Genomic DNA, 21,175 nt, shown 5'->3' on the forward strand with positions numbered 1-21,175 from the left:
GGTCGCAAGCGTTGCTTGTGCAAGCGCAATGACGTCAATTGGGGGCGGAGGCTGATAGATGATGACAATAAGGCTTAGGACTGCCGGCCAAAGCGATGCAGACGCGATCCGGGACTGTATTACCAGCGCTTATGGGCAGGCAATGCGCGAGATCGCCGATCTGCCGGATGTAACGGCTGGACTCGCCGAGGATATTCGGGACCGTGATGTGGTTCTGGCGGAAAGCGACGGGCATTTGCTGGGGGTCATCGTCTTTGATCTGCAGACCGATACGATGATGGTCTTCAACCTTGCTGTCTCGCCCGAGGCTCAGGGGCAGGGGATTGCGCGGCAATTGCTTGCGGCTGCCGAAACGGCGGCGGCTGAAGCAGAAGTGGCATATCTGCAGCTGCGGACCCACCGCCTGATGCGCGCAACCCGGGCGATGTATGCGCATCTGGGCTGGCACGAGGTCGAGACGACCGGGAACTCGGTCATGATGCAAAAGCGGGTGACCTAACGCTCAGATCCGTCTGGTTGCGGTTCATGTCGCTTTTCCCCCTATTGCGCCGTAAACTACCTGTGGCGCTGTTGGCCGTTCATGTAACACACTTATCAAACCAACCAACCAACGGGATTTTCTCAATGGCAGAGGCAAACACCCGGCGCAGGGCACGGGGTGGCGGCGGCGCCGCCCGTCGGGCCGAGCGCACGGCGGTCAAGATCGAAACCACGAAGTATATCGAACGCAATATTCCCAACTTCGAGGTCCTCAACGACGAAGCGTTGGAGATCATCGAAAACAACGCGGAAACCATTCTGGAAGAAGTGGGCGTCAACTTCGTCGACAACCCCGCCGCGCTTGAGCGCTGGAAAGACGCCGGTGCGGATATCGACGGCGAGCGCGTTCGCCTGCCACGTGGTCTGGCGCGTGAGCTGATCAAAACCGCACCCAGCGAATTCACCCAGCACGCCCGCAACCCCGAGAAATCGGTGGTCATCGGTGGCCGCAATCTGGTTCTGGCCCCGGTCTATGGCCCTCCGTTCGTGCGGGACGCGCAAGGTGGCCGTCGCTATGCGACGATGGATGATTTCAATAAGTTCGTGAAGCTGGCCTATATGTCCAAGTGGCTGCACCACTCGGGCGGTACGGTGTGCGAGCCGACGGACATTCCGGTGAACAAGCGCCACCTGGACATGCTGATGGCGCACATGACCCTGTCGGACAAGCCGTTCATGGGTTCGGTCACCGATCCCAGCCGCGCGCAGGATTCGATCGAGATGTGCGAGATTCTGTTTGGCAAAGAGTTCGTGCAGAACAACACCGTCATGACCTCGCTGACCAACATCAACTCGCCGATGACATTCGACGACGTGATGATGGGCTCGCTCGAGGTTTATGCGGCGAACAATCAGGCCTGTATCATCTCGCCCTTCATTGTGGGCGGCGCGATGGCGCCGGTGTCGGTCGCGGGGACGCTGACACAGGTTCTGGCCGAGGTCATGGCGGGCGTCGCCTATAGCCAGATCATCCGTCCGGGTGCTCCGGCGATCTTCGGTGCGTTTGTGTCCTCGATCGACATGAACTCGGGCGCGCCGACCTTTGGTACACCCGAAGCCTCGCATGTCACCTACGGCGCGGGCCAGCTGGCGCGTCGTCTGGGGCTGCCGTTCCGGTCCGCGGGCTCGTTCTGCGGTTCGAAACTGCCCGACGCGCAGGCGGCTTACGAGACCGCGAACTCGCTGAACATGGGGCTGATGGCAGGCGTGAACTTCATGCTGCACTCCTGCGGTTGGCTCGAAGGTGGTCTGGTGGCGGATTTCGAGAAGTTCGTCATGGATGCTGATCAGTTGGGCGTTCTGCACGGTCTGGCCAAAGGCATCGCCTATGACGAGAACGCACAGGCCATGGACGCAATCCGCGAGGTCGGTCCGGGTGGCCACTATCTGGGTTGCGCCCACACGCAGGCGAACTTCAAGGATGCGTTCTGGAAGACCGACCTGCTGGATTACAAGCCGTTCGAGACTTGGGAAGAGGAAGGCGCCCGAGATACACGGACGCTGGCCACCGCACGGGTCGAGCATCTGCTGGCCAACTACCAGCAGCCGCAGATCGACCCGGATGTAAAGGCCGCGCTTGACGCCTATGTTGCCGAGAAAAAGGCATCCATGCCGGATGCCTTCACCTGATCACGTATAGCGCGCGGCGCGGCTGACCTGATATAGCTGCGCCTCGCCGATCAGGGCAATCAAAACATCAAGGTGACGCACCAGAGAATAGGCGGCGTCATCTTCTTTCCTCTGCAGGTCAAACTCGCGCTCGATTTCGAGCAGCCGGACCAGCGCAGAGCCGGTTCCTGGGACGGACCCATATCCCAGGATGCGCTGCAGGTGGCGATCACGGTTATAGTCTTTCGCGCCGATTTTCGCCGCACGGGTCAGCAAGCGCGGGCGGCGGAGGGTGGCGATCATGGTCATCAGGTCCTGCACTGTGGCGTTCCTTCCTTCTTTCATTCTGATGCCAGAGATTTGACACAACTATAGCGGGTGTTGCCTTGCTGTGGTTCGCTCCGAACTATGGTTTCACGACTGTTTATCTTTTTGAATCAATTCTGCTCGGTGCCGTCCGTGGTTAACGAACGAGTAACGAAAGCGACTCTAGTTAGATTTGGTTAACTAAGAATCCGACGGCGAAAACTGTCAGTTTGTTTTGTCGACGAGGGCATTGAAATATGGAAAACAGCGCGGCTTTCACTGTACCGGCATGGGTCCCCGAAGGGGCGCAGCGATACCTTGACCACACCGAGTCGGGCCGGTCCATCCGGGATATCGCGCGCTCGGCTGGATGCCATGCCTCGACCATTCTGCGTCAGATACGCAGGTTGGAAATGCGGCGTGACGATCCTTTGGTTGATGCTGCGCTGCAGTCTTTGGCACAGGCGCATTTCACCGCGCCTGCGGGTGACGGATCGGAACCTTGCAGCGCCGTTTTGCCGTTCGCCTCGGGTCATGATGAAGACGCGGTATTTGATCGCGAAGCCCTGCGTGTGCTGCGCCGTTTGTGCGAATCCGGTGCGGTGCTGGCGGTAGCCGAAGACATGGACAAAGCCGTAGTCGTGCGCGACAACGCCGATGCGGGCGCTACCAGAACCGCGGTCGTCGATTGTAGTATTGCGCAGGCTTTGGCCCTGAAGGACTGGATATCGTGCGACAATCCGGGGCGTATTTCGCGCTATCGCATTACCACGGCGGGCCGCACCGCGCTGGGTCATCTTCTGGCTGATGCCGAGAATCGTGCCCGAACACGGAATGAGTTTGGCATGGCCGAGGCGCAGGCTTCATTTCAAGGTTCTGGCGGTGGGGCAAAGCCTCAGCCTCAGAGTCCGTCGCGCGTGCGGTACAGCGCGGCAGAAAGCCCGCTCGTTGCTTTGGCACGCCGACGGGACAGGGACGGAAAGCCCTTTCTTGATGAGACGCTTGTAGGGGCAGGGGAACGTCTGCGAGAGGACTTTGAGCTTGCTCAGATTGGGCCTCAGGTCACGCAGAACTGGGACCATTTTCTGACCGGTGGGGGCCGGGCTGATTTCACGCCAGATGCGCATGTTGGCCACGGCTCGTCTGGTGCGCGTGATCGTGTCGCGCGGGCGCTGGCCGAGCTTGGCCCGGGCCTGAGCGATGTGGCGCTGCGCTGCTGTTGCTATCTTGAGGGGCTGGAAATGGCAGAAAAGCGTATGGGCTGGTCGGCCCGGTCGGGTAAGATCGTGCTGCGCATCGCATTGCAGCGACTACGACGCCACTATGAAGAGCAGACCGAACGCGACAGGCTGATTGGTTGATAAATCTTTATTGTGGATATGGCTGCAAGTGATAGTCAAAGGCTATGAGGTTTACTTTCCGCCAATTGCAGTATTTCCGCGCTGTCGCCGAGCAACGAAACTTTGGCCGTGCGGCGCAGGTGTGTCATGTGTCCCAGCCTGCGCTGTCGGTCCAGATTAAAGCGCTGGAAGAAGCGATGGGTGGGCCGCTGTTTGAACGTCAGGCGCGGGATATTCTACTGACACCACTAGGACGGGACGTTCTGGATCATGCTGGCCATGTCCTGTCGGCTGCCGACCAGCTGGATCGCTTTGCCCGAGATCACTCGGGTGGTCATCGGTCCCTGTCGATTGGCATCATTCCAACCGTTGCGCCGTATCTGTTGCCCGGAGTTCTGGCCGGATTGCGGTCGGGTGATGTGTCGCTGCGCGTTCGGATTCGCGAAGCCCGGACCGAACGCCTGCTGGCCATGCTGCGTGCGGGCGAGATTGACGCAGCGGTATTGGCGCTGCCTTCGGGCGCTGCCGACCTGCACGAAGAGACCCTGTTCGAGGATCGGTTTCTGTTGGCGGGAAGTCAAAGCCGCCTCAGCCGCCTGACCGTCAGCCCCGAGGCATTGCGGCCGCTGGATCTGCAGACAGCGCAGTTGATGTTGCTGGAGGATGGGCATTGCCTGACGGATCAGGCACTTGAGGTCTGCGGTCGGGATCGGACCAGCGGGCAGATCAACATGGGGGCGTCATCGCTGGCGACCCTTTCGCGTCTGGTGGCCGAGGGCTTTGGGCTGACCCTGATGCCGGAACTGGCTGCACAGGCCGAGGTCGATGCCGTTCCAGGCCTTCGCCTGTTGCGTTTTGCGACCCCTCAACCAGCGCGCACGATCGGCTTGGTGCGGCGTCTCTCGACCGGAGGGGAGGGTTGGTTTGACCGATTGGCCGGGGTCATCCGGCAGGTCGGTGAGGACATCGTGACGCGAACCCGCGCCTGACGACAAAGGCCCGCCTGTGTAGGCGGGCCTTGTCATTAGAAACATCCTTCAGGTCAGGCCAGCGCGGGTTCGCGCGCCTCATTCAGATGCTTCAGCAGGTTTTCGGGCGAAGAGACGCCATAGGGGTCTTCGGGGCAGTTGTCCATCAGGCCGGGTTCTTCGAACCATGCCTCGACCACACCGTCATTGACGATTGCCGCGTAGCGCCACGAGCGCATGCCAAAGCCCAGATTGTCCTTGTCGACCAGCATACCCATCTTGCGAGTGAACTCGCCCGAGCCATCGGGGATTACGGCGACATTTTGCAGGCCCTGATCTGCGGCCCATTTGTTCATGACAAAGCTGTCATTCACCGACATGCAATAGATCGCATCAATCCCTTTGGCAGTGAAATCAGCAAACCCGTTCTCAAAACCCGGCAGCTGGTAGGTCGAGCATGTGGGCGTGAACGCACCCGGCAGCGAGAACAGGATGACGCGCTTGCCCGCGAAGTAATCTGCAGTGGTTTTGTCTTCCCAGCGGAATGGATTCGGGCCTTCGACGGCCTCATCACGGACGCGGGTGTGGAAGGTTACGTCAGGCAGCTTTGCGCCGGTCTTCATCATCAAACTCCTGTGATTCACATATGTTTGATGCGAGGGTTAAAACGATTCTAAATCACCTTCAACAATAGATATGCTGCAGATGCCAAATATCTTGAAGCTGGTTAATCATCTTGAAAACAATATGAAAAATGAATGCCAGTAGCCTATGTTTTCTGCATCGGCACAATAAGCACGCATAGCGGCTATGCGCCGCTGGCGTAACCTGAACAGTCGGTTTATGTTATGGGTAAAGCAAATTGACCCAAAGTCAGGAAAGCCAACCGTGCGTGATCTGAAAATCCCCGAGCAACGACACCCAGAAAAGGCGCACCGGCCTGACAACGCAGCCCCGCGCAAGCCCAAGTGGATTCGCGTAAAGGCCCCCGGTGGGGCCGGCTATGCCGATACGCACAAGATCATGCGCGACAATAACCTGGTTACCGTCTGCGAAGAGGCCGGATGCCCCAATGTTGGCGAATGCTGGAGCCAGGGCCACGCCACCATGATGATCATGGGCGAGATCTGTACCCGTGGTTGCACCTTCTGTAACATCGCCACCGGTCGCCCCGACGCGCTGGACGCGTTCGAGCCGGGTCGCGTTGCGCATGCGGTGCAGAAACTGGGGCTGAACCATGTCGTCATCACCTCGGTCGACCGCGATGATCTGGAAGATGGCGGGGCCGAGCATTTTGCTCAGACGATCCGGGCTGTGCGGCACCGCTCTCCCAAAACTACGATTGAGATTCTGACGCCGGATTTCCTGAAATGTGATCCCGCGGTTCTGGAAACCGTGGTCGAGGCCAAGCCGGATGTGTTCAACCACAACCTTGAAACGGTTCCCGGCCTTTATCCGCAGGTGCGTCCGGGTGCGCGCTATTTCCACTCGTTGCGGTTGTTGCAGCGGGTGAAGGAAATGGACCCGTCGATCTTCACCAAATCGGGCATCATGGTCGGGTTGGGCGAGCAGGAACAGGAAGTGCGTCAGGTGATGGACGATATGCGCGCGGCGGATATCGATTTCCTGACCATCGGCCAGTATCTGCAGCCGACGCCCAAGCACCATGGCATTGACCGTTTTGTGACGCCGGAAGAATTCGCATCGTATGAGAAAGCCGCCTTTGGCAAGGGTTTCCTGATGGTTTCTGCCACACCGCTGACCCGGTCCTCGTACCATGCCGGCGATGACTTCGCCCGCCTGCGGGAGGCGCGTCAGCAGAAGCTGGGGCAGGGGTGAGCCCCGAGCTGCAAAGCTGGCTTATCGAAAAGCGCCATGAGTTGCATCAGGTGCCCGAGGTCTCGGGCGCCGAGCGGGGCACTGCCGCAAGCATCGCCAATCTGTTGGAGGCCTGTGGGCCTGATGCAGTCCTGACCGGGATTGGAGGCTATGGTGTGGCTGCGATCTATGACAGTGGCCAGCCCGGCCCGACTGTCGGTATTCGGTGCGAGTTGGATGGGCTGCCTATTCAAGAGCTGTCGGATTTGCCCTACGCGTCGCGATATCCGGGCAAAGGCCATTTATGTGGGCATGATGGCCATATGGCGATGGTGCTTGGCGTGGCGTTCATGCTGGGTGAAGCGCGGCCCGAGCGTGGTCGCGTCGTGCTGATCTTCCAACCTGCCGAGGAAACCGGACAGGGTGCCCGGTTGTTTCGCAGCGACCCCAGATTTTCGGGCATCGCCCCTGACTATGTATTTTCACTGCACAACTTGCCGGGGTTGGAGTTGGGAACAGTAGCGATCTGCAGCGGGGCGGCAAACTGCGCGTCGCGCGGGATGCGTATTGTGCTCACCGGAAAGACCTCTCACGCTGCGGCGCCGCAGGATGGACTGTCTCCGGCACAAGCGTTATCCGAGCTGATGACCGAGCTGGCGCGTCTTGGATCGGGTGGTGAGCTGGATGCGGACTATGCTCTGACCACCGTGACCCATGCTCAATTGGGCGAGCCCACTTTTGGCATTGCACCGGGGTCTGCCGAGCTTTGGGTGACGCTGCGCACCGGTGGCGATGCGCGGATGCATCGGTTGATCGGTAAGGCCGAACAAAGGGCCCGAACCATTGCCGAGGCGCAGGGTCTGTCAGTCCAGATCACCTATGACGATGTATTTGAGGCATGCGTCAATGATGCCGAAGCGGTGGCTTTATTAGCCAAGGCCTGTGATACGCAAGCTGTACCGCATGCCCTGGTCGACGCACCGCAGCGATTTTCCGAGGATTTCGGGCAATTCGGTAAGGGGGCGAAATCGGCCATGTTCTGGCTGGGCGCTGGCACGGATCACCCCCAGCTTCACAACCCGGATTACGACTTCCCGGATGCGCTAATACCGATTGGAACGGGTATTTTTGTATCTGCGATCGAACAGGCGCTAGCGCCCTGATCTTCATGCGCGGTCATTCGGTAAAGCGCACCTTGCCAATAAAGGGCAGGTTGCGGTTGCGTTGCGCGTAGTCGATGCCATAGCCCACGACAAATTCATCCGGAATTTCAAATCCAATCCAATCCGAGCGGAAATCGACCTCACGGCGGCTGGGTTTGTCCAGCAAGGCGATGGATTTCAGCCGAGCAGGTTTGCGACTTTGCAGCAGGTTGGTGACGTGGTTCAGGGTATGGCCGGTATCCACGATGTCCTCGACCACCAGCACGTCGCGCCCTTCAATTGCGCCCCGTAAGTCTTTGAGAATGCGCACCTCTCGACTGCTTTCCATCGCGTCGCCGTAGGAAGATGCCTCAAGGAAGTCGACTTCGATGGGCAGGTCAAGCTCGCGCACGAGGTCTGCAATGAACACGAAACTGCCGCGCAGCAGGCCCACGACAATCAGCTTGTCGGTGCCGCCGAATTCATCGGTGATCTCGCGGCACAGCGCCTCGATCCGGGCGGCAATGGCTTTGGCCGAGATCATCTCATCTATCACATATGCGCGGTCGCTCATCGCTGCCCCCTTGATCTTTGGCGCGCAACATACGAAATCACGCGCCATTGTCACCAGTTAATCCCGGACGCCATGCCAACACATTCGGAAACCCGACCGCTGCCTTACACCGCTCAACAGATGTACGATCTGGTCGCGGATGTGGCGAAATACCCGGAGTTTCTGCCGTGGTGTGCGGCCTCGCGTATCCGCCGCACTTATCAGGCGGACGAGGGCAAGGTAATGGAGGCGGATCTGGTGATCTCGTTCAAAGTGTTCCGCGAACGTTTTGGCAGCCGTGTGACCCTGTTTGACGCGCAGAAGCGGATCGATACCGAATATCTGGACGGCCCCTTCAAATACATGCGCTCGGACTGGCGGTTCGAGGATACGGCTGAGGGCTGCAACGTCTCGTTCCACGTTGATTTCGAGTTCAAGAACGCGGTGCTGCAGGGCATCATCGGCGTCGTGTTCAACGAAGCCATGCATCGTATCGTGCGCGCCTTTGAACAGCGCGCCGCCGACCTTTATGGCTAAGCCTTTACGACCGGGCGGCGCGCGCTAGACTGCGCTGCATGACCGATCTGACCACTGCCCTTGCAGATTTCGCCGCAGGCTCCGTTTCCACCACGAAGCAAGCCCGCATCGTGACCTCTCTGTCCGTTCTGGATTGGCTGGCCGTCGGGCGGGCTGGGGCCGAGGAACCGGTGTCGCGCATTATCCGGCAAATGGTGCTGTCCGAAGGTGGTAGTGCGCAGGCGCGTTTGTTCGGCGGCGGCGCCGTGCCCTTGCGTGCCGCCGCGCTTGCGAATGGCACGATTTCCCATGCGCTGGACTATGATGACACGCATTTCGCCCATATCGGCCACCCTTCGGTTGCAGTTCTCCCCGCGGCGCTGGCCGTCGCCGCGTGGGAGGACCGCTCGCTGGTCGATTTCCTCGAAGCGGCGCTGATCGGCATGGAAGTCTCGATCCGCATTGGGCTGTGGTTGGGGCGCGGGCATTATCAGGCGGGATTTCATCAGACCGCGACGGCGGGTGCCTTCGGGGCAGCGGTTGCGTCCGGGCGCATCATGGGCTTTGACGCCGCCCAGATGCGCATGCTTCTTGGTCTGACTGCCACCCGTGCGTCCGGTCAAAAGGCGCAGTTCGGGACGATGGGAAAACCCTACAATGCGGGGTTGGCCGCATCGAACGGGGTAGAAGCGGCAGTACTGATCCGGAAAGGATTTCTCGCCAACGCCGAGGCCCTTGAGGGGCCTTACGGGTTCGGGGCCACGCATCTGAGTGCGGACGATACAGAAGGTGCTTTGTCAAATCTGGGCGATGAATGGCTGTTCGAAACCGTCAGCCATAAGTTCCACGCCTGCTGCCATGGTCTGCACGCGGCGCTCGAGGCCGCGCGCGCCCTTGATATCGCCGAACCCGAAGTGGCCGAGATCAAGGTCAAGACCCATCCCCGCTGGATGAGCGTCTGCAATCAGCTGGACCCAACAACCGGATTAGGGGCGAAGTTTTCCTATCGCACGGTGCTAGCGATGCAATCGCTGGGCTATGACACCGCGCTTCCGAGCAGCTATTCTGACAAAATCTGCGCCGACCCGCGTCTGAAATCTCTGCGAGATCGGATCACCGTCGCAGCCGATGACGGTCTGTCTGAAACGCAGGCCCATCTGTCGCTGCTGCGCCGCGATGGGGCGCGGCTTGAGGCCGACCATGATCTTTTGGCTCCAATGTCTCTTGCGGATCGAGAGGACCGTGTGAGGGCAAAGGCTGGCAAGCTGATCGGACAGGAGGGTGCTGATGCAATCTGGTCCATGCTGCGCACCGGCGGGCGCGCAGCGGATTTGGCCGGCAGGCTGTCCGACTAGACGACGCGCCAGTGCAGCGGAAAGCCCGGATCAAACACGGTCACCGGGCCATCCCCGGTTTCGATCTTGGACGGGTAAGCGACCGGATCGCCTTTGGTCAGGGTGATGGTCTCGTCATTCACCGGCATCCCATAGAACGCAGGACCGTTGAGCGACACAAAACCTTCCAGTTTGTCCAGCGCGCCTTCGCGGTCGAACATTTCGGCCACCAGTGACATGGTGTTGGTCGCCGTGAAACAACCGGCACAACCACAGGCCATTTCCTTGTTGTCATCCGTATGCGGCGCGCTGTCCGTGCCCAGAAAATACCGCGCATCCCCCGAGGTCGCGGCGGCCAGCAAGGCCAGCCGATGCTCCTCGCGCTTGGCGACGGGAAGGCAGTAGTAATGCGGTTTGATCCCGCCCACCAAAATATGGTTGCGGTTGATGATCAGGTGATGCGCTGTGATCGTCGCGCCCAAATCGGTCTCATTGGCTTTGACGTAGTCTACGCCGTTCGACGTCGTGATATGCTCCATCACCACGCGCAGACCCGGCGTTGCCCTGCGGATCGGGTCCAGAACACGGTCGATGAACACGGCCTCACGGTCGAAAATGTCGATCTCGGCATCCGTGACCTCGCCATGCACGCACAGGGGCAGGCCGATCTCGGCCATCTTCTCAAGTACCGGGCGCACCTTGTCGAAATCGCGCACACCCGATGCCGAGTTCGTTGTCGCCCCCGCAGGATAAAGCTTAACCGCCTTAACCAGACCGCTTGCATGCGCGGCGGCGACATCCTCGGCATCGGTGTCTTCGGTCAGATACAGCGTCATCAGCGGCTCGAATTCCATGCCATCCGGCAACGCGGCCATGATCCGGTCGCGGTACGCGGCAGCCTGATCGCTGCGCACAACGGGCGGTATGAGATTCGGCATAATGATCGCACGGGCGAAATGGCGCGCGGTTTCGGGCAAGACGGCCTGCAACATCGCGCCATCGCGCAGGTGCAGATGCCAGTCGTCGGGACGGCGGATCGTGAGCGTATCGGTCATGGCCCCCGGCTACCACAGCCGGTTCTAAGGGAAAAGCCTTGTCAACAGACCAGATCGTCGTAAATCCCGCTGAGGCCTTGGTCTTGACGCGCGCACGTTGCCATGACCTGTTGGGCGCAGCGATTGAGGGGACATCATGACGCAACCAAACTCCATCGATGCCGTGCAGGAAACCCTGAGCGCTCAGGGCTATGTCTGCGGACGCGCTCTGGCGACAGTCGTGTTCCTGTCGCTAAAACTGGGGCGACCTCTGTTTCTCGAAGGCGAGGCCGGCGTCGGAAAGACCGAAATTGCCAAAGCGCTTGCCGCTGGTCTGAACCGCCGCCTGATCCGCCTGCAGTGCTATGAAGGCCTCGATGCATCCTCTGCAGTCTACGAATGGAACTTCCCGGCGCAGATGGTTGCAATCCGCACTGCCGAGGCCTCGGGCGGAGCGGACCGCATGGCCCTCCAAACTGAACTTTTCTCCGACGACTATCTGATCGAACGCCCTTTGCTTCAGGCGATGCGCCCTGACGAAAACGGCGCTCCCGTGCTGCTGATCGACGAGTTGGACCGCACGGATGAACCATTCGAGGCCTTCCTGCTCGAAGCGCTCAGCGATTTCCAGGTGACCATCCCCGAACTTGGCACCGTCAAAGCACCAGAGCCGCCCATCGTCATCCTGACCTCCAACCGCACGCGCGAGGTCCACGACGCCCTCAAACGCCGCTGTCTCTACCACTGGGTCGACTACCCAGACTTCAACCGCGAGATCGAAATCCTCCACGCCCGCGCGCCCGAGGCCGCCGAGGCCCTCAGCCGAGAGGTCGTCGCCTTCGTCCAGCGCCTGCGCACCGAAGACCTGTTCAAAAAGCCCGGCGTGGCCGAAACCATTGACTGGGCCAAATGCCTGTTGGCGCTTGACGTGATCAACCTCAGCCCCGAAGTCATCGGCGACACGCTGGGCGCGATCCTCAAATATCAGGACGACATCCAGAAACTGCAGGGGTCCGAAGCCAAACGCATCCTCGACGAAGCCAAAGCCACCCTCGAACCCGCCTGATGCTTCATCTTTTCCTAAATACTCCGGGGTTTGGGGCAGCGCCCCCATGACGACTGATGGCCGAAGACCTTCCCCTGAATATCCCCGACCATCCCAAGCTGGCACAAAATATCACCCATTTCGCCCGCGCGTTGCGCAAGGCGGGTCTGCCCATCGGCCCCGGTCGTGTCGTGGATGCGATCCGCGCCGTCGAAGCGGCAGGGTTCACGAAGAAACAGGATTTCTACTGGACCCTGCACGCCTGTTTTGTAAATCGCCCCGAGCATCGCACGGTCTTCGCTCAGGTCTTCCGCCTCTACTGGCGCGATCCGCGCTATATGGAGCATATGATGGCCATGATGCTACCCGCCATTCGCGGCGTGCAGGAGGAGCGCAAGGCCGATGCCGGCGAAAAACGCGCCGCCGAGGCACTGCTGGATGGTGTTGAACAGCAGCAGCCCGAGTTGCCCGAACAAGAGGGCGAGACAGAGATCGAGATCGACGCGACCCAAACAGCGTCGTCCGAAGAACGCCTGCGCAACCTCGATTTCGAGCAGATGAGCACAGACGAGATGGCACAAGCCAAGCGGCTGCTGGCACGGTTGAGCCTGCCGGTCAAACCGATCGCCTCGCGCCGTGCGCAGGCCAGCCATCTGGGCAACCGGATCGACCGCGCGCGCACGCTGCGCGCGGCCATGCGGCAAGGGGGCGAACTGCATCAGATCGCCCTGCGCAAACCCAAACCGCGTTGGCCGAACCTTGTGGCGCTGTGCGATATTTCGGGGTCGATGAGCCAGTACAGTCGCGTGATCCTGCATTTTCTGCACACCGTTTCGAACACCAAAGGTGCGGGATGGGCAAAGGTGCATGCCTTCACGTTCGGCACACGGCTGACCAACATCACCCGACATCTTCACCAGCGTGACGTCGATGTCGCTCTGTCCGCCGCAGGGGCCGAGGCACAGGATTGGGAGGGCGGTACAAGAATCGGAGACTGCCTGCACCAGTTCAACCGCGATTGGTCTCGCCGCGTGATGGGGCAGGGCGCGGTTGTCCTGCTGATTACCGATGGTCTGGAACGCGGGGCACCAGACCAGTTGGAGAAGGAAATAGAGCGCCTCCACCTGTCCTCAAAACGTCTGATCTGGCTAAACCCGCTGTTGCGCTGGGACGGGTTTGCCCCCAAGGCGCAGGGGGTCAGAACCATGCTGCCCCATGTCGACAGCTTCCGCGCGGGACACTCGATTGCGTCGCTCGAAGATCTGGCGAACGTGATTTCCCAGCCCGACGATCAGGGACAGAAAGCACGGCTGATGGCCGCGCTTTCCGAAGGATGATTACGAAAGCTGGTCTTCGTTGCACTTCCGCGCCATTTCCATGGCCTTGTAGGTGCCCGTCAGATCGACGGTGAAGGCAAACTCTTTTTCCGGAAACACCACCATGACGTGCTTTTTGGCAATGTCTTCCGCGAATTGAGGATCATCGGACAGGACATAGCCGCCGGAATAACCCTTGGTGATGTTGCCTTTCATACCGGTGGCTTCACCCACATAGATATTGTCGCCCAACAGGATGGCCACGGCTTCGGTCTCACCGGCTTTGATATCGGTCTTGGCTTTGGTGAACACGCCCACATAGCCCACGCCACGATCTTCGGTCAGGCCCATCTGCACGACGTTTTCGTCATCGTCGACAGCCTCGATCAGGCACGACTCCTTGGTTTCGTCAATGAAGACCTTCCAGCCTTCGACCTCGCCGTATTTCAAATAGGTATCTGCCCAACCGGTGCTGGCAGCCGTCAGACCGATCAACGATGCGAGTGCAAGAATGCGTTTCAACTCTGTGTCTCCGCTTTGAAAAATGAAGGGGATACACCGGGATAGGCCCGATGATGGGCGCAAGCTAGAAGTTGGGACGGGGACAATCAATAGTTTGCGAATGTGATCGCAAAATCGGCTTGTTAGCGCCGGAAACTCTTCCCTTTGACCGCTTTTCATTGCCGCAAAGCTAACTATGTTGAACGCGAACAGGGCGCGGAGGTCTGCATGGAACGATTCGACAACAGCCCCGAAACAGGACTGAAGTGGTATCGAGACGGTAAAAAGGCCGCGCTTGCCACTGTGGTCGAAACCTGGGGCAGCGCACCGCGCCGTGTCGGCGCGCAGCTGGTCATTGCGGGGGACGGCCGGATCGAGGGCTCGGTCTCGGGCGGATGTGTCGAAGGCGCGGTGATCGTCGAGGCACTGGAGGCGATTGACGAGGGCGAGGCGCGCTTGTTGGAATTCGGCGTCAGTGATGAGGACGCCTTTGCCGTCGGGCTGGCCTGCGGCGGTACCATCCGGGTTCTGGTCGAACCCATCGGGCAGGTTTTGCCCGAGCCCATGCTGGCAGAACTCGTCGCCGCCCGTGCCCGGCGCGAGCCTCTGGCCTATGAGGTGAATGTCGAAACCGGCCACCGTGCGCTGCGCCGTAACGCCTATGCAGATCGGTTGCGAATGGACCGGTCCGGGTTCGAGGAAGATGCACAGACCTTTGTGGCGGTGCACAATCCGCCACTCCGCCTGATCGTGGTGGGCGCGGTGCATATCGCTCAGGCGCTTGTGCCGATGGCCCGGATCGCCGGGTATGATCCGGCTATCATCGATCCGCGTGAGGCCTTCGCCTCGGACGCCCGGTTCCCCGGCGAGACCATTCTGACCGATTGGCCGGATGAGGCCGTGGCCAAGCTGGGTCTGGACGCGCGGACCGCACTGGTGTTGCTGACACATGACCCCAAGCTGGACGATCCCGCACTGCAGGCGGCGTTGGATGCCGGAGTATTCTATATTGGCGCGCTCGGATCGACGCGGACCCATGCCAAGCGTGTTGATCGTATGAAGCAGGCCGGCTTCTCGGATGCCCAGATCGGACGCATTCACGGCCCAGTTGGCCTTGATATCGGCGCGGCCAGCCCGTCGGAAATTGCGGTTGCCATTCTGGCCCAGATGACCGCCGTGCTGCGAGGCAAAGCGTGAAGTTCGGCCCGGTCTCTCTGTCTGAGGCGAATGGTGCCATTCTGGCCCATTCGGTCAAGGCCGGAGACCAGAAGTTGCGCAAGGGGATCACGCTGACGGACGCGCATATCGCGACGCTTGGTCAGGCGGGTCTGACAGAGGTCATTGTCGCCCGGCCAGAGCCCGGAGACTGCCACGAAGACGAAGCCGCAACGATACTGGCGGCGGCGCTGGCCCCCGATCCTGACGGGGCCAACCTGCGAGTGACGAAGGCTTTTACCGGGCGGGTTAATTTGTTGGCTGACGGGCCAGGGGTTGTCGTTCTGGACGTCGAGGCGGTGCAGCAGTTCAATCAGGTTCACCCCATGATCACGGTTGCGACCGTGCCGCAATATCAGCAGATGGCCGCGGGTGGCATGGTTGCGACGATCAAGGTGATCTCATACGCCGTGCCGCTGGCGGACGTGCAGCGCGCAGCCGATTTAGCGCGCGGGGCGGTTCGGCTTGCCGCGCCGACATACCGCTCGGCCGGGTTGATCGTGACCGATATCCCCGGAGGTCCGCCGAACGACAAAGGGATCGCCGCGATTCGGGGCCGGGTCGAGGCGCTGGGGATGAAATTGACCGATGTGCAGATCGTGCCACACCGGACGGACGATCTTGCTGATGTGCTTTCGACGTTGCAGGGCGAGGTTACGATGATCCTGACCGGCTCGGCCACGTCGGACGAGAACGACGTGGCGCCCGCGGCGGTGCGACAGGCAGGGGGACAGGTCGACAGATTCGGTATGCCAGTTGACCCCGGCAACCTGTTGTTTCTTGGGGAGCTGTTGGGCAGCCCTGTCATCGGACTGCCCGGTTGCGCCCGGTCACCTGCGCTCAACGGGGCGGACTGGGTTCTGTCCCGCGTGGCCTGTGGGATTGAAACCACCGGCGCCGATATTGCCGCGATGGGGGTTGGCGGCTTGCTGAAAGAAATCCCCAGCAGGCCCCAGCCGCGTGCGGCCAAAGTGAAGTGACGTAACGGCATTTTTGCTTCGGTTCCTGCGGGCCACATTATTTGGCGGCTAAACGTCGGATGCGGCGGAAAATCGGGCAAATATTTTTGTTCTCAAACAAAATTTCCCGTGTTTAACTCGGACGCAAAGGGAAAATACCAAATAGGGAGGAATTCATGACACAGGTCTCAATGACCGTGAACGGGCGTGCCGTTAGCGGTGACGTGGAAGGTCGGACGCTGCTGTCCAGCTTTCTGCGGGATCATCTGTCTTTGACGGGAACGCATGTTGGCTGTGACACGGCGCAATGTGGGGCGTGCGTTGTGCACGTAAATGGCGAGGCGGTGAAGTCCTGCAACATGCTGGCGCTTGAGGCCGACGGGGCTGAGGTTGGAACGATTGAGGGTCAGGCGGCTGAGGATGGGACGCTGAACACGATCCAGCAGGCGTTTCAGGATCACCACGGTCTGCAATGCGGGTTCTGTACGCCGGGCATGGTGATGAGTGCGGCGGCGCTGCTGAAGGACAATCCGCGACCGACCGAGGCGGAGATTCGGAAATATCTGGAAGGCAACCTGTGCCGTTGCACGGGCTATCATAACATCGTCAAGGCGATCATGGCCGCTTCGGGTCAGGACGTTTCAAGCATCGCCGCCGAATAAGGCGGGTAAGAATTTTCGACGAAAATTCTTTTCCAGGGAGGAGAACAAGCAATGCCCAAAGACAGTGGCATCGGAGCCAGTTCCAAGCGGCGCGAGGACGTACGCTTTCTGACCGGAGCAGGCAATTATACCGACGACATCAACGTGGCCGGACAGGCCTATGTCCATTTTCTGCGCTCGGATATCGCGCATGGCCGGATCACCAGCATCGACACCTCGGCGGCGGAAGGGATGCCGGGTGTGGTCAAGGTGTTCACCGGCAAGGATTTCGAAGGCGTGGGCGGCATGCCCTGCGGCTGGGAGGTGACGGACAAGCACGGCGCGCCGATGCAGGAGCCGCCGCACCCCATTCTGGCCCAGGGCAAGGTGCGCCATGTGGGCGATCCCATTGCCGCCGTTGTGGCCGATAGCCTGGAACAGGCGCGCGACGCGGCCGAGGCGATCGAGGTGGACATCGAAGAACTGCCCGCCGTGATGGACATGAAGGCCGCCGCACAAGAGGGCGCGACGCTGGTCCATGACGATCTGAAGAACAACATCTGCTATGACTGGCAGCTGGGTGAGGCCGATGATGCCAAGGTCAACGAGGTCTTCGCGAATGCGGCCCATGTGACCACGCTGGATCTGGTGAACAACCGCCTGGTTGCCAACCCGATGGAACCACGCGTGGCGGTGGGTGAGTACAAGCGCGGCACGGATGAGTACACGCTTTATACGACCTCGCAGAACCCGCATGTGATCCGCCTGCTGATGTGCGCCTTTGTTCTGGGCCTGCCCGAGCATAAGGTCCGCGTGGTGGCCCCGGATGTGGGTGGCGGTTTTGGCACCAAGATCTTCCACTATGCGGAGGAGGCGTTCTGTACCTTCGCCGCCAAGGCCTGCAACCGGCCTGTGAAGTGGACCTCGAGCCGGTCCGAGGCGTTCATGTCGGATGCCCACGGCCGGGATCATGTCAGCACGATTGAGCTGGCGCTGGATGCCGACAATAACTTCATCGGGTTGCGGACCAATACCTACGCGAACCTTGGGGCGTATCTGTCGACCTTCTCCAGCTCCGTGCCCACATGGCTGCACGGCACGCTGATGGCAGGCAACTACAAGACGCCGGTCATTCAGGTGAATGTGAAGGCGATGTTCACCAACACGGTGCCGGTGGATGCCTATCGCGGTGCGGGCCGGCCCGAGGCGACGTTCCAGTTGGAGCGTGTGGTGGACAAGGCCGCGCGCGAGTTGGGGGTCGATCCGATTGCCCTGCGCCGTCAGAACTTTGTCACCCAGTTCCCTTATGACACGCCGGTGGCGCTGACCTATGACACCGGGGATTACAACGGCACCATGGACAAGCTGGAGGCGGCGGCTGATCTGGCAGGCTTTGCCGCCCGCCGGGCGCAGAGCGAGGCCAATGGCAAGCTGAGGGGCCTGGGCATCAACTGCTATATCGAGGCGTGTGGCATTGCGCCGTCGAACATCGTTGGCATGCTGGGGGCCCGAGCGGGTCTTTATGATGCGGCGACCGTGCGGGTGAACGCCACCGGATCAATCAGTGTCATGGTGGGTGCGCATAGCCACGGGCAGGGGCATGAGACCGCCTTCCCGCAGGTTGTGGCCGATATGATCGGCATCGACGAGTCGATGGTCGAGATCGTGCATGGCGACACCTCGAAGATTCCGTTTGGGATGGGCACCTATGGCTCGCGCTCGCTTGCGGTCTGTGGCTCGGCTATGGTCAAGGCCACCGAGAAGGTGATCGACAAGGCCAAGAAGATCGCAGCCCACCTGCTGGAGGCTTCCGAGGCCGATATCGAGCTGAAGGACGGTCAGTTCAGCGTGGCAGGCACCGACAAGTCGGTGGCCTGGGGCGATGTGACCCTGACGGCCTATGTGCCGCATAACTTCCCGCTGGAGGTTGAGCCGGGGCTGGAGGAGACCGCGTTCTATGACCCGGCCAACTTCACCTTCCCCTCGGGCGCTTATGCCTGCGAGGTCGAAGTTGACCCCGAGACCGGTCAGGTCAGTATCGAGGCCTTCACGGCGGCGGATGACTTTGGCAACATCGTCAATCCGATGATCGTGGATGGTCAGGTGCATGGCGGCATCGGTCAGGGCATCGGTCAGGCGCTGCTGGAGAACTGCGCCTATGACGAGAATGGCCAGCTGCTGAGCGCGTCCTTCATGGATTACGCCATGCCGCGCGCCGATGATGTGCCCTTCTACGGCGTGGATCATTCCAGCCAGACGCCCTGCACGCATAACCCGTTGGGTGTGAAGGGCTGTGGTGAGGCCGGGGCCATTGGCTCACCGCCTGCGGTGGTCAATGCGGTGCTGGATGCGCTGAATTCGGGCGGCAAGGCGGTGGATCACATCGACATGCCGATGAGCCCTTCGCGCGTCTGGGCGGCGATGAACAGCTGAGTTGGAGAGGGCGGACCGGGGGCCAGCCCCCGGACCCCGGGATATTTATAGCCAGATGAAGAACGGATCCGTGTTCTTCGGAAAGGAAATGCGAAATGTACAGTTTCGAGTTTGAGAAGCCCTCGAACATTGCGGATGCGGTTGCCGCATTGGGGGCTGAGGATGCGCAGGCGTTGGGGGGTGGTCAGACACTGATCCCAACGCTGAAGCAGCGATTGGCGGCGCCGTCGGTGCTGGTCAGCGTGAGCGGGATTGCTGAGATGCAGGGTGTCTGTATCGAAGATGACGGCTCGGTCGCGATTGGTGGAGCGACGACTCATGCCACCGTGGCGCGCGAAGCGGCGAGCGCTTATCCGGCGCTGGCGGCGCTGGCGGGTCAGATCGGTGATCCGGCGGTGCGCAACCGCGGCACCATTGGCGGGTCGGTGGCCAACAATGATCCGGCTGCCTGTTATCCGGCGGGGGTTCTGGGCTCGGGTGCGACCATCGTGACCAACGCGCGACAAATCGCGGCGGATGACTTCTTTGAGGGCATGTTCGCGACCGCACTGGATGAGGGCGAGATCATCACCACGGTCCGGTTCCCGGTGCCACAGGCGGCGAGCTATCAGAAGTTCTTGCAGCCCGCGTCGCGCTTTGCCTTGGTTGGTGTCTACGTGGCGCGCTTTGCGGATGGTGTCCGTGTCGCTGTAACCGGTGCCAGCGAAGACGGCGTGTTCCGGTGGTCCGAAGCAGAGGCGGCGCTGAGCAAGGAGTTCCGCCCGGATGCGCTCATGGGGCTGCATATCAATCCGATGAACATGATCGCCGACCTGCATGGCAGCAAGGATTACCGTGCTCATCTTGTCAGTGTCATGACGAAACGCGCTGTCGAAGCCTGTTCGTAATCAAAGAAACAACAAGCTCAAAAGCCCCGGTTCTCCGGGGCTTTTTTATGTGTTGCGAATTCTGGGTGGTTTTGAGGGTTGCCAATAGGCTCCGGTATCTTCGCGGGCCTTCTGGTGGCGCTCGACTCGGTCACGCGCGGCGTGTCCACCGGCGGCAAAGAGATGACCCAGCAGACATTCAAGCACGGCCATGGCGCCGGTAAAACTTGTGAGATGATGTTGCGTGCGAGTGCTGACCTGCAGGACAAGATCGGGGTCGACGCCCGGCGCGATGATCTTGCTGTCTGACAGAAGCACAATTCGAGTGCCCCGGTCACGGGCAAAACGGAGCGCCCGGATCGTGTCGGCCGAGTAGGGCTGAACCGTCAACGCGAACAGACAATCGCTTGAATCCGCATCGAGCAAGTCATCGATCGCGGTGCCCATGTGCCGTGGGATCAGTTGAAAGCCAGGATGCGCCATCCGCCCTGCATAGTGAAAGTAATAGGCCAATGCATAGCTGGCGCGGGTCGCCGTAATGAAACAGCGATTTGCGGACAGCATAAGGTCCAGCGCACGTTCAACCACGGCCGGCTCCATCAGTCGCAGCGACCGGGTCACTACGTTCAGTTCGTTCTGGGCGTATCCCGCCTGGGCTGCGCTGAGGGCATCTTGTGCACGCATGTGATCCAGCCAGTCCTGTCCAAGACGATCTTCGCGGTCGGTGACCAGTGTCTGGCGGAAGGGTTTGCGGAAGGCGTCGAAGCTGTCGAACCCCATCCGCTGCGCGAGCCGGACCAACACGTTCGAGCTTACGCCGATTTGTCGCGCTGTGTCGCGGATAGGGTCGAGCCCGAAGTCTCCGGGATGGTCGATGATGTATTTCGCAGCGGCCTGCATTTGTCGCGGTAGAGAGTCGATTTCGCGACGCAGGCGCTGCGTCAGAAAGGCAGGTGTGTTTTGCATGGTAGGAAGAAAACATATGTTATGAAAAAATGAAATTGAAAACACCAAGGTGCGGGATAAACCGGGCGCCAACT

Annotated in this window: 21 protein-coding genes; 15 read left to right on the forward strand and 6 right to left on the reverse strand. The window is 60.5% G+C overall.

Translation table 11 applies throughout. The features are described 5' to 3' along the window. Nucleotides 1-58 precede the first annotated feature (58 nt). Complete coding sequence (locus ACR3EN_RS13920; RefSeq protein ID WP_480821918.1) at nt 59-499, forward strand: GNAT family N-acetyltransferase; 441 nt, start codon at nt 59-61, stop codon at nt 497-499. Between the two features lie 125 nt (nt 500-624). Continuing rightward, complete coding sequence (locus ACR3EN_RS13925) at nt 625-2,169, forward strand: trimethylamine methyltransferase family protein (RefSeq protein WP_480870739.1); 1,545 nt, start codon at nt 625-627, stop codon at nt 2,167-2,169. Here ACR3EN_RS13925 and ACR3EN_RS13930 read toward each other — a convergent pair whose 3' ends face one another. Next, on the reverse strand, nt 2,170-2,457 hold the full coding sequence (locus ACR3EN_RS13930) for a DUF6477 family protein (protein WP_480843341.1): 288 nt from the start codon (nt 2,455-2,457) through the stop codon (nt 2,170-2,172). Between the two features lie 254 nt (nt 2,458-2,711). Here ACR3EN_RS13930 and ACR3EN_RS13935 point away from each other — a divergent pair, with 254 nt between their 5' ends. Both ACR3EN_RS13935 and ACR3EN_RS13940 read left to right on the forward strand, forming a co-directional pair. Continuing rightward, complete coding sequence (locus ACR3EN_RS13935; protein ID WP_480821924.1) at nt 2,712-3,815, forward strand: DUF6456 domain-containing protein; 1,104 nt, start codon at nt 2,712-2,714, stop codon at nt 3,813-3,815. 44 nt (nt 3,816-3,859) lie between these two features. Then, nucleotides 3,860-4,783 carry a hydrogen peroxide-inducible genes activator gene (locus ACR3EN_RS13940; protein WP_480821926.1) on the forward strand — a complete coding sequence of 308 codons (924 nt, stop codon included), beginning with the start codon at nt 3,860-3,862 and terminating at the stop codon, nt 4,781-4,783. 53 nt (nt 4,784-4,836) lie between these two features. On the opposite strand, the gene ACR3EN_RS13945 is transcribed toward ACR3EN_RS13940, so the two are convergent. Then, the gene (locus ACR3EN_RS13945; protein WP_480821928.1) at nt 4,837-5,385 is read right to left on the reverse strand and encodes a redoxin family protein; all 549 of its coding nucleotides are present in this window, start codon (nt 5,383-5,385) and stop codon (nt 4,837-4,839) included. A 265-nt stretch (nt 5,386-5,650) separates the two neighbouring features. Here ACR3EN_RS13945 and lipA point away from each other — a divergent pair, with 265 nt between their 5' ends. Together lipA and ACR3EN_RS13955 are read left to right on the forward strand one after the other, a co-directional pair. Next, a complete protein-coding gene (lipA, locus tag ACR3EN_RS13950) occupies nt 5,651-6,601 on the forward strand; it encodes a lipoyl synthase (protein ID WP_480821930.1) in 951 nt (316 codons plus the stop codon). Then, the gene (locus ACR3EN_RS13955) at nt 6,598-7,743 is read left to right on the forward strand and encodes an amidohydrolase (RefSeq protein ID WP_480870742.1); all 1,146 of its coding nucleotides are present in this window, start codon (nt 6,598-6,600) and stop codon (nt 7,741-7,743) included. The genes lipA and ACR3EN_RS13955 overlap by 4 nt, the downstream gene beginning before the upstream one ends. 13 nt (nt 7,744-7,756) lie before the next feature. Here ACR3EN_RS13955 and hpt read toward each other — a convergent pair whose 3' ends face one another. Continuing rightward, the gene (gene hpt, locus ACR3EN_RS13960; RefSeq protein WP_480821934.1) at nt 7,757-8,296 is read right to left on the reverse strand and encodes a hypoxanthine phosphoribosyltransferase; all 540 of its coding nucleotides are present in this window, start codon (nt 8,294-8,296) and stop codon (nt 7,757-7,759) included. Nucleotides 8,297-8,368: 72 nt separating this feature from the next. Here hpt and ACR3EN_RS13965 point away from each other — a divergent pair, with 72 nt between their 5' ends. Together ACR3EN_RS13965 and ACR3EN_RS13970 are read left to right on the forward strand one after the other, a co-directional pair. Then, entirely contained in the window at nt 8,369-8,812 is a 444-nt protein-coding gene (locus ACR3EN_RS13965; protein ID WP_480821936.1) for a type II toxin-antitoxin system RatA family toxin, read from the forward strand. A gap of 38 nt (nt 8,813-8,850) precedes the next feature. Next, nucleotides 8,851-10,146, forward strand: coding sequence for an MmgE/PrpD family protein (locus ACR3EN_RS13970; protein WP_480821938.1), 1,296 nt, complete (start codon nt 8,851-8,853; stop codon nt 10,144-10,146). Here ACR3EN_RS13970 and pyrC read toward each other — a convergent pair. Further along, the gene (gene pyrC / locus ACR3EN_RS13975; protein WP_480821940.1) at nt 10,143-11,180 is read right to left on the reverse strand and encodes a dihydroorotase; all 1,038 of its coding nucleotides are present in this window, start codon (nt 11,178-11,180) and stop codon (nt 10,143-10,145) included. The genes ACR3EN_RS13970 and pyrC overlap by 4 nt on opposite strands. Nucleotides 11,181-11,316: 136 nt before the next feature. Between pyrC and ACR3EN_RS13980 the strand changes: the two genes are divergently transcribed. Both ACR3EN_RS13980 and ACR3EN_RS13985 read left to right on the forward strand, forming a co-directional pair. After that, nucleotides 11,317-12,225 carry an AAA family ATPase gene (locus ACR3EN_RS13980; RefSeq protein ID WP_480821942.1) on the forward strand — a complete coding sequence of 303 codons (909 nt, stop codon included), beginning with the start codon at nt 11,317-11,319 and terminating at the stop codon, nt 12,223-12,225. A gap of 56 nt (nt 12,226-12,281) precedes the next feature. After that, on the forward strand, nt 12,282-13,541 hold the full coding sequence (locus ACR3EN_RS13985) for a vWA domain-containing protein (protein ID WP_480821944.1): 1,260 nt from the start codon (nt 12,282-12,284) through the stop codon (nt 13,539-13,541). Here ACR3EN_RS13985 and ACR3EN_RS13990 read toward each other — a convergent pair whose 3' ends face one another. Next, a complete protein-coding gene (locus ACR3EN_RS13990; RefSeq protein WP_480821946.1) occupies nt 13,542-14,042 on the reverse strand; it encodes a hypothetical protein in 501 nt (166 codons plus the stop codon). A gap of 207 nt (nt 14,043-14,249) precedes the next feature. Here ACR3EN_RS13990 and ACR3EN_RS13995 point away from each other — a divergent pair, with 207 nt between their 5' ends. The 5 genes from ACR3EN_RS13995 to ACR3EN_RS14015 all read left to right on the forward strand — a co-directional run bounded on the left by ACR3EN_RS13995 (nt 14,250) and on the right by ACR3EN_RS14015 (nt 20,156). Then, nucleotides 14,250-15,218 carry an XdhC family protein gene (locus ACR3EN_RS13995; RefSeq protein WP_480821948.1) on the forward strand — a complete coding sequence of 323 codons (969 nt, stop codon included), beginning with the start codon at nt 14,250-14,252 and terminating at the stop codon, nt 15,216-15,218. Next, nucleotides 15,215-16,216, forward strand: a complete 1,002-nt coding sequence (locus ACR3EN_RS14000) for a molybdopterin-binding protein (RefSeq protein WP_480821950.1) — start codon at nt 15,215-15,217, stop codon at nt 16,214-16,216. The genes ACR3EN_RS13995 and ACR3EN_RS14000 overlap by 4 nt, the downstream gene beginning before the upstream one ends. A 155-nt stretch (nt 16,217-16,371) precedes the next feature. Beyond that, nucleotides 16,372-16,857 (forward strand): (2Fe-2S)-binding protein, encoded by a 486-nt coding sequence (locus ACR3EN_RS14005; protein ID WP_480821952.1) that lies wholly within the window; start codon nt 16,372-16,374, stop codon nt 16,855-16,857. A 51-nt stretch (nt 16,858-16,908) separates the two neighbouring features. Further along, entirely contained in the window at nt 16,909-19,269 is a 2,361-nt protein-coding gene (locus ACR3EN_RS14010) for a xanthine dehydrogenase family protein molybdopterin-binding subunit (RefSeq protein WP_480821954.1), read from the forward strand. 95 nt (nt 19,270-19,364) lie between these two features. Then, nucleotides 19,365-20,156, forward strand: a complete 792-nt coding sequence (locus tag ACR3EN_RS14015; RefSeq protein ID WP_480821956.1) for an FAD binding domain-containing protein — start codon at nt 19,365-19,367, stop codon at nt 20,154-20,156. Nucleotides 20,157-20,201: 45 nt separating this feature from the next. Here ACR3EN_RS14015 and ACR3EN_RS14020 read toward each other — a convergent pair whose 3' ends face one another. After that, entirely contained in the window at nt 20,202-21,101 is a 900-nt protein-coding gene (locus tag ACR3EN_RS14020) for a MurR/RpiR family transcriptional regulator (protein ID WP_480821958.1), read from the reverse strand. Nucleotides 21,102-21,175 lie beyond the last annotated feature (74 nt).

Source organism: Ruegeria sp. G7 (assembly GCF_056535465.1).

Excerpts from the sequence above, each read along its gene's own strand:
- ACR3EN_RS13920 (WP_480821918.1), top strand. The coding sequence starts at position 59 with ATGATGACAATAAGGCTTAGGACTGCCGGCCAAAGCGATGCAGACGCG.
- ACR3EN_RS13925 (WP_480870739.1), top strand. The coding sequence starts at position 625 with ATGGCAGAGGCAAACACCCGGCGCAGGGCACGGGGTGGCGGCGGCGCC.
- ACR3EN_RS13930 (WP_480843341.1), bottom strand. The coding sequence starts at position 2,457 with ATGACCATGATCGCCACCCTCCGCCGCCCGCGCTTGCTGACCCGTGCG.
- ACR3EN_RS13935 (WP_480821924.1), top strand. The coding sequence starts at position 2,712 with ATGGAAAACAGCGCGGCTTTCACTGTACCGGCATGGGTCCCCGAAGGG.
- ACR3EN_RS13940 (WP_480821926.1), top strand. The coding sequence starts at position 3,860 with ATGAGGTTTACTTTCCGCCAATTGCAGTATTTCCGCGCTGTCGCCGAG.
- ACR3EN_RS13945 (WP_480821928.1), bottom strand. The coding sequence starts at position 5,385 with ATGAAGACCGGCGCAAAGCTGCCTGACGTAACCTTCCACACCCGCGTC.
- hpt (WP_480821934.1), bottom strand. The coding sequence starts at position 8,296 with ATGAGCGACCGCGCATATGTGATAGATGAGATGATCTCGGCCAAAGCC.
- ACR3EN_RS13965 (WP_480821936.1), top strand. The coding sequence starts at position 8,369 with ATGCCAACACATTCGGAAACCCGACCGCTGCCTTACACCGCTCAACAG.
- ACR3EN_RS13970 (WP_480821938.1), top strand. The coding sequence starts at position 8,851 with ATGACCGATCTGACCACTGCCCTTGCAGATTTCGCCGCAGGCTCCGTT.
- pyrC (WP_480821940.1), bottom strand. The coding sequence starts at position 11,180 with ATGACCGATACGCTCACGATCCGCCGTCCCGACGACTGGCATCTGCAC.
- ACR3EN_RS13980 (WP_480821942.1), top strand. The coding sequence starts at position 11,317 with ATGACGCAACCAAACTCCATCGATGCCGTGCAGGAAACCCTGAGCGCT.
- ACR3EN_RS13985 (WP_480821944.1), top strand. The coding sequence starts at position 12,282 with ATGGCCGAAGACCTTCCCCTGAATATCCCCGACCATCCCAAGCTGGCA.
- ACR3EN_RS13995 (WP_480821948.1), top strand. The coding sequence starts at position 14,250 with ATGGAACGATTCGACAACAGCCCCGAAACAGGACTGAAGTGGTATCGA.
- ACR3EN_RS14005 (WP_480821952.1), top strand. The coding sequence starts at position 16,372 with ATGACACAGGTCTCAATGACCGTGAACGGGCGTGCCGTTAGCGGTGAC.
- ACR3EN_RS14010 (WP_480821954.1), top strand. The coding sequence starts at position 16,909 with ATGCCCAAAGACAGTGGCATCGGAGCCAGTTCCAAGCGGCGCGAGGAC.
- ACR3EN_RS14015 (WP_480821956.1), top strand. The coding sequence starts at position 19,365 with ATGTACAGTTTCGAGTTTGAGAAGCCCTCGAACATTGCGGATGCGGTT.
- ACR3EN_RS14020 (WP_480821958.1), bottom strand. The coding sequence starts at position 21,101 with ATGCAAAACACACCTGCCTTTCTGACGCAGCGCCTGCGTCGCGAAATC.